The 7,235-nt window shown below is 76.5% G+C and carries 4 protein-coding genes; all 4 read right to left on the bottom strand.

Going from position 1 to position 7,235, the window contains the following annotated elements; translation table 11 throughout:
• On the bottom strand, nt 1-1,247 hold a 1,247-nt coding region (locus ACFVHV_RS18995; RefSeq protein ID WP_380352252.1), incomplete at its 3' end, for an AMP-binding protein.
• A 39-nt stretch (nt 1,248-1,286) separates the two neighbouring features.
• A complete protein-coding gene (locus ACFVHV_RS18990; protein ID WP_359900872.1) occupies nt 1,287-2,462 on the bottom strand; it encodes an acyl-CoA dehydrogenase family protein in 1,176 nt (391 codons plus the stop codon).
• Nucleotides 2,459-5,545 carry an amino acid adenylation domain-containing protein gene (locus ACFVHV_RS18985; RefSeq protein ID WP_380352250.1) on the bottom strand — a complete coding sequence of 1,029 codons (3,087 nt, stop codon included), beginning with the start codon at nt 5,543-5,545 and terminating at the stop codon, nt 2,459-2,461. Before ACFVHV_RS18985 ends, ACFVHV_RS18990 begins: the two co-directional genes overlap by 4 nt.
• Before the next feature lie 322 nt (nt 5,546-5,867).
• The gene (locus ACFVHV_RS18980; protein WP_380352248.1) at nt 5,868-7,190 is read right to left on the bottom strand and encodes a non-ribosomal peptide synthetase; all 1,323 of its coding nucleotides are present in this window, start codon (nt 7,188-7,190) and stop codon (nt 5,868-5,870) included.
• Nucleotides 7,191-7,235: the final 45 nt, after the last annotated feature.

Here is a 7,235-nt window from a genome sequence, read left to right as displayed (position 1 = left end):
GGGTCCGTACCGACCACGCCGGCGGGCGCGCCGACGAAACGGCGGGCGGTCAGCTCGGGGTCGAGGTACCCGGCGGCCAGGCCTCGGCCGCCGATCCGCAGCTCGCCGGCCGTGCCGCGCGGCACCGGGCGGCCGTCCTCGTCGGTGACCAGGAGGACGGCGCCGTCGATCGGCAGGCCGATCGGCGGGGCGCCGGCACCGTGGTCGCCGCCGGGGGCCATGGTGTGCACGGTGGTGGTGACGGTGGCCTCGGCGGGGCCGTACGCGTTGTGGACGGTCGCGGTGACGTCGGGCCCGGGGGCGCGGCGCAGCCGGTCGCCGCCGATCACCAGGTGGCGCAGCGGCGACTCGGCGGGCCAGGGCCGGCCGAGGAGGGGCTCGGCCAGCGGGGTGGGCAGGATGGACACGGTGACGCCGGCCTCGCGCCACCAGTCGGTGAGCGCGCCGGTGTCCCAGCGGACCGCCTCGGGGGCGACCACCAGGGCCGCGCCGGAGGTGAGGCCGGCCCACAGCTCCTGCATGTGCGGGTCGAAGGCGACGCCGATCAGCAGGCTGTGCCGCTCCCCGGGGCCGAGGCCGGTCAGTCCGCGGTACCACTGCAGCAGCGCGCCGAGCGCGGGCTCGGTGACGGCGACGGCCTTCGGGGTGCCGGTGGAGCCGGAGGTGAGCACCGCGTAGTGGGTGCCGGCCGGGACGCGCACCTGCTCGCCCGGGTTCAGGGCGGCCACCACGCCGGCGGTGGGCAGGTCCAGCGGCAGCCGCTCGCCGCCGGGCGGCAGCAGGTCCGGCTCGCCGACCAGGCAGGCCGGGCGCAGCTGCTCGGCGACGGCGCGCAGCCGGTGCTCGCCGGGGCGCGGGCCGAGCGGCAGGTGGACGGCGCCGAGCTTGGCGGCGGCCAGGGTGACGGCGACCAGCGAGACCGAGTGGGCGAGGCAGACGCCGAGCAGGTCGCCCGGGCCGACCTTGCCGCGCAGGGCCTCGGCCACGGTGTCGGCGAGGCGGTCGAGTTCGGCGTAGCTGTAGACCTGCTCGCCGTCGATCAGGGCGGGGGCGTCGGGGGTGCGGTGCGCCCAGGTGGTGAAGAGGTCGAGCACCGCGCCGTCCTGGTGCGGACGGCCGTAACCGATGCTCGGGGCGTCGGTGTTCGGGGTCCCGGTGTTCGGGGTCCCGGTGTTCGGAGTCCCGGTGTTCGCGGCGTCGACGCTCGGGGCGTCCGCGTTCGGGACCTTCGTGTCAAGGTGTTCCATCATCATCTCCAGGAAGTCGCGTACGAAGGTGACGCTTCGTCAGTTCAGGCCCATGGAACGGGCGATGATCACCTTCTGGACCTCCGAGGTCCCCTCGATGATCGTGGTCATCCGGACGTAGCGGTACAGGAACTCCAGCGGGTGCCCGCGCACCCAGCCGGTGGCCCCGTGCACCTGGAGCGAGCGGTCCACCGCGCGTACGGCGGTCTCGGAGGCGGTGAGCTTGGCGAGCGCCGCGTTCTCGGGGGACTCGGTGCCCTCGTCGACCAGCCGGGCGCAGGCGAGGGTGAGCAGCTTGGAGGCCTCGACCTCGGCCCGGGTGGCGACCAGGTGCTCCTGGATGTGCTGGTACTCGCCGATCACCCGGCCGAAGGCCCGCCGGTCCTTGGCGTACTCGACGCCGATCCGCAGCGCGTGCTCGGCGATGCCGTTGCACATCGCGGCAACCACCAGACGGCCGCGCGAGAGGCTGTCGATGGCGAGGGCGGTGGCCGCGCCGACGCCCTCCTCGCCGCCGATCACGGCCTCCGGGCCGGCGGTGACCCCGTCCAGCAGCAGCTCGAACAGCGGCTCGCCGGACATGCCCTCGTAGCGCTGGCCGATCCGCAGCCCGGGCTGGTCCATCGGCAGCACGAAGGCGGTGGCGCCGGCCGTGGGGCCGGCCCCGTCGCCGAGGTCGGTGGCGGCGACGACCAGCGCGATCCCGGCGTGCTCGGCGTTGCTGACGAAGGTCTTGCGGCCGTTCAGCACCCAGCCCTCGCCGGTGCGCACGGCGGTGGTGGTGAGGTGGAACGCGTCGGAACCGGCGTGCGGCTCGGTGAGGGCGAGGCAGCGGGTCTGCTCGCCGCGCACCAGCGGGACCAGGTGGCGCTCGACCTGCTCGGGGGTGCCGTGCCGCAGCAGCGGGCTGGGCCCGTCGGAGCCGGCCAGCGCGTACGGGGCGAGCACGCAGCCGCTGCGCCCGGCGGCGTGGTGCAGCAGGACGACGGCGGTGAACGGCATGTCGGCGCCGCCGAGCTCCTCGGGGTAGTCGCCCGCGTAGAAGCCGAGGGCGGCGGAGCGCTTGCGGACGTAGGTCCGCAGGTCGGCCGGGACCTGGTCGGCGGTCTCGGGCAGCTCGGCGGCCAGCGGAACGAGTTCGCGGCGCACGAAGCTCTCGAAGGCCTCGACGAGCTCGCGGTGGCCGGCTTCCAGGACGGCGGAGGGCGAAGTCACTTGGCACCACCGGTGGTGAGGGCCTTGGCCTGGTCGGCCAGGACGGCGTGTCGGAACAGGGTGCGCAGCGGCGGCCGGCTGCCGAGGTGCGGCTCCAGGTACGCGGCGAGCTGGGCGGCGAGCAGCGAGTGGCCGCCGACCTCGAAGAAGTGCGAGTCCGCGGCGAAGCGGTCGTGGCCGAGCACCTCGCGCCAGGCGGCGGCGATCAGCTGCTGGCCGGGGTCGGTGAACTCGCTCGGCTCGACCTCCTCCGCCTCCGGGGCCTCGTCCACCAGGCGGGCGAGGGCGGTGCGGTCGGGCTTGCCGCCGGGCAGGGTCGGCATCACGGCGACGGCCGTCCAGCTCGCCGGGACGAGTCCGCCGGGCAGCCGGCGGGCGAGCGCCTCGTGCAGCGCGGCCTGGTCGGGGCGCTCGGCGCCCTCCAGGAAGCCGACCAGGCGCGGGCCGGTCTGCGGGTCGGTGTGCAGCAGCACCGCGCAGGAGCGGCCGCCGAGTTCGGCGGAGGCCGCGGCCTCGATCTCCTCCAGCTCGATCCGGTGGCCGCGCAGCTTGACCTGGTTGTCGGCGCGGCCGAGGAAGCGCAGCCGCCCGTCCAGGTCGCGGTAGCCGCGGTCGCCGGTGCGGTAGACGCGGGCGTCGTCGAGCGCGGGGACGGTCGTGAAGCGGGCCGCGGTGGGCTCCGGCAGTCCCAGGTAGCCCTCGGCCAACAGGGGTCCGCCGACGACGAGTTCGCCGACGCAGCCGGGGGCGAGCGGGCGCAGCGTGTCGTCCAGGACGTGGATGCGCACGCCGTCGAGTTCGGCGCCGAGCGGGATCTCGCCGTCCTCGGTGACGTCGGCGTCGGTGACCTCGTACACGGTGGAGGTGACGGTGGCCTCGGTGACGCCGTAGGCGTTCAGCACGGTGGTGGCCCCGGTCAGGCCGGCCAGCGCCCGGGCGGGCAGCCGCTCGCCGCCGAGCACCAGCAGGCGGGGCGCCCAGCGGCCGTCGCGCAGCGCCTCGCGCAGGTCCTCGCGGACGGCGAGCAGGTAGCTGGTGGGCAGGTTGGCGACCGTGACGCCGCGGGCGGCCAGCACGGCCACCAGCTCGGGCCCGGTGGGCACCTCGCGCTGCGGCACGACGAGGGCGGCGCCGGCCGTGAGGGCGGGCAGCACCTCCTCCAGGGCCACGTCGAAGGACGGCCGGGCGAACAGCAGCACCCGGTCGGCGGAGGTGAGCCGGTAGCGGTCGGCGATCGCGGCGACGTACCCGGCGAGGGCCTCGCGGCCGACCAGGACGGGCTTGGGCACGCCGGTGGAGCCGGAGGTGTGGATCACGTAGGCGGCGCCGTCCAGCATGGCGGCGGGCCCGGCCTTCGGGAAGGCGGGGCCGTCCAGCAGCGCCGGGGTGACGCCCTCGGCGGGCAGTGCCAGCGCGCTCTGCCGGGTGGCGAGGACGAGTGCCGGGCCGAGCCGCTCCAGCAGCAGCCCGAGCCGGGCGGCCGGGTCCTCGGTGGACAGCGGCGCGTACACGGCGCCGTACCGCAGGCAGGCGAGCAGGGCGACCACGCTGTCGGCGCCGCGCGGCAGCACGGTGGCCACCGGCTGGCCGGGGGTGACTCCGGCGGCGCGCAGCCGCTCGACCAACTCGGTGACCCTGCGGTCGAGTTCGCCGTAGCTGATCCGCTCGGTGCCGGCCAGCAGGGCGAGCGAGGTCGGGTCGTGGGCGGCGGCCGGGTCGAGTGCGGCCGGGGTGACCGGGGCGGCCGGTTCGGCCTCGGGCGCGGGGGCCAGCCCGGCGATCGGCGCCTGCGGGCGGTCCAGGTAGCAGCGCAGCAGCTCCAGCAGCCGCTCGGACAGCAGCACCGCCTCGGACTCGCGGAACAGGTCGGCGTCGTAGTCCCAGACCAGGGTCATCCCGGCGGCGCCGTGCTTCTCGCCGACCACCCGGCGGTCGTCGGGCAGCAGCACCAGGTCGAGGTCGAAGCGGGTGGTGCCGGTGTTGAAGCCCTCGTACAGCGAGACCTCCAGCCCGGGCGCCTGGACGTCGGGCAGTGCCGCGTCGTGCGCGCTGAACATCACGTTGAACAGCGGGTTGTCGGCGCCGGTGGTGTGCAGCCCGAGCCGGCGGGTCAGCTCCTGGACCGGCAGGTCCTGGTACGGCAGGGCGCGCAGCAGGACGTCGGTCACCTCGTCCACGGCGTCGGTGCCGGGGACCGCCGGGTCGAGCCGCAGGCGCAGCGGGACGGTGTTGACGAACATGCCGACGGTGCCCTCGAAGCCCTCCGGGCGGTTGCCGACGGCGGTGCCGATCACCACCTCGCGGTGGCCGCTGTGCCGGCGCAGCAGCTCGGCGAACAGGGCGAGCAGGGTGCTGAACGGGGTGTGGCCGTCGGCCTTGCTGCGCTCGCGCAGCCGCTCGGCCAGGTCGGCGCCGATCGACTGGCGCAGCTGGCCGCCGCGGTGGCGCCGTTCGGCACCCGGCCGGGCCAGCCCGGGGAGGGTGACCTCGCGCGGGGCGTCGGTCAGCTCCTTGGTCCAGAAGTCGAGTCCGCGGTCCCGGGGGAGGTCGGCGGCGGCGCGGGCGTGGTCCTCGTAGGAGGGCGCGGTGGGCAGCTCGTACGGCTCGCCGAGGACGGTGGCGCGGTAGACGGTGAACAGGTCGCGCAGCAGGATCGCGAAGGAGTGGCCGTCGTGGACGAGGTGGTGCTCGACGTGGATCAGCCGGTGGTGGTCGTCGCCGAGCCGGACCAGGTGCCAGCGCAGCACCGGCGCCCGCTCGGTGTCCAGCGGCTCCTCGGCCTCGGCGGCGAGCAGCCGGCGGAAGGTGGCCTCCGGGTCCTGCTCGGCTGCGAAGTCGCTGTGGCGCAGCTCCGGTTCGCAGACGTCGGCGACCCGCTGGCCGGGAAGCCCCTCCGGCCTGGGCACCAACTCCAGCCGCAGACCGGGGTGGTGGGCCAGCACGGCGGCCAGGCCGGTGTGCAGCGCGTCCCGGTCGAGGGTGCCCCACAGGTCGAGGACGGCGGTGAAGTTGTAGGCGCGGCTGCCCGGCAGCATCTGCTCGTGCAGCCAGACGATCTCCTGCGAGGGAGAGAGTGCGAACATGGTCGATTCCCTTGTGTGGTGGGCTTGTCGGCACTGCGGTGGCCGGACGCGGACGTGGGGTGTTCCCGTGCCGGCCGGCGGCCCAGGGGCGTACCGGGGTGAGGTGCGGCCCTGGGCCCGGGGTCCCGTCCGGCGGCGTGTCGGACGCGCGCGGACGGGCGTGGTGGGTTCGTGGCGGACCCGTCGTGGGTCCGTGGTGGGTCCGTGGTGGGTCCGTCGCGGGAGTTCGGGGCCCGCGGGGTGGGGCGTGCGGACGCGGGCGTACGAGGTGAGCGGGTTCAGGCGGGCGGGCTCGGGTGGGCGACGCGGCCGGCCGGGCGCCTCAGGCCTGCGGGACCGGGACCGGCCGGGCGTGCAGGTGGTGCCGCAGCACGGCGAGCAGTTCGCCGAAGGCGGCCCGGGCGTCGGCCTCGGGGAAGCGGTCGCGGTCCCAGGCCAGCCGGATCAGCAGGTCGTCGCCGTGCGAGGCGGAGACGGCCAGCGGTGCGGCGAGCGGGCGCCCGTCCAGGTGGGTCTCCCGGCCGGGGGTGCCGCCGAGCACCAGCGGTGGGCGGCGGTGCAGGTCCTCCATGGTGAGCAGGCCGTCCAGGGCGCCCGACCACGGGGCCCCGGCGGTGCGGGCGGCGCGGACCACCTCGTCGAAGGGGGTGCCGGCCTGGTCGAGGTCGTCCCACCAGGCGTCCGCGAGGGCGTCCAGGTCCGCGACCGGGCCCGAAGTCGCCGGGTGCACCAAGGTGTTGAGGAAGCAGCCGAGCGCGGCGGGTGCGCCCGCCGGTCGTCCGCCCCACGGGTAGCCGAGGGCGAGCGGCCCTCCCCCGGTCTCCGGCCGGGCCGCCCCGTCCGCCCGGGCCGCCCCGTGCAGCCGGTGCAGGGCCGAGCCGACCGCGTCCAGCAGGGCCGGGAAGACGGCGCCGCGGGCGGCGCCCCCGGCGGTGGGCAGCCGCTCGGTGAGCATGCCGGTGGACGTCGCCGCGCCGCCGCCCGCCCCGGTCAGGCCGCCCAGCCGGCGGCCCCAGTGGGCCTGGGCGGCGGGGCCGCCGGCGGCGTCCTCGGCGGCGAGCTGCAGTTCGACGGCCTGCCGGTAATCGGCCAGCGCCCGGGGGTCGGGCCCGTCCGCCGGTGGCTCGTCCCGCTCGTACGCGGCGCCGAGTTCGGCGGTGAGCAGGCCGAGCGACTGCTCGTCGCAGGCGGCGTGGTCCAGTGCGAGGGCGAGCAGTTCCTCGTCCCCGTCCGGGTCCGCGGCCACCAGCAGGCGCAGCGCGGGTCCGTCGGCGGGCCAGTCCGCCAGGGCCTCGCGCAGCGCCGCGCGGGCGGTGCCGCCGGGGGCGACGGCGATCCGGGCGGCCTCGGCGGAGGGGCCGCCGGTGCGCAGCACGGGTGTGCCGCGCACGGTCGCGAATCCGCCGCACAGCGCCGGGTGGTGGGCGGCCACGGCGGCCGCGGCGCGGGCCAGTCGGCCCAGGTCGAGGGTGCCGCACGGGTAGGCGAAGAACAGCGGGACGACGTCGGTGCGGCTCTGCGGAGCGAGTCGGCGGGTAATCAGGAAGCGCCGCTGGGCGCCGGTCAACGGGAACAGCTCCACCGGGGATTCGGCGGCGGCGGAGCGGTACCGGGCGAGGTAGGCGGCGGTGATGCTGGCGTGCACGGGAACGGTCTCCGGTTTCCGGTCGCGGCTCGGGTCGGGGATCGG

Origin of the sequence: Kitasatospora sp. NPDC127116, from assembly GCF_042677365.1 — a bacterium.
Classification (GTDB): domain Bacteria; phylum Actinomycetota; class Actinomycetes; order Streptomycetales; family Streptomycetaceae; genus Kitasatospora; species Kitasatospora lactacystinica.
The sequence above is the reverse complement of the archived record's forward strand: the minus strand, read 5'-3'. Positions and strand labels throughout refer to the sequence as shown.

Bases quoted from the DNA above. Each gene is read 5' to 3' on its own strand.
- ACFVHV_RS18985 (WP_380352250.1), bottom strand. From the start codon at position 5,545: ATGTTCGCACTCTCTCCCTCGCAGGAGATCGTCTGGCTGCACGAGCAG.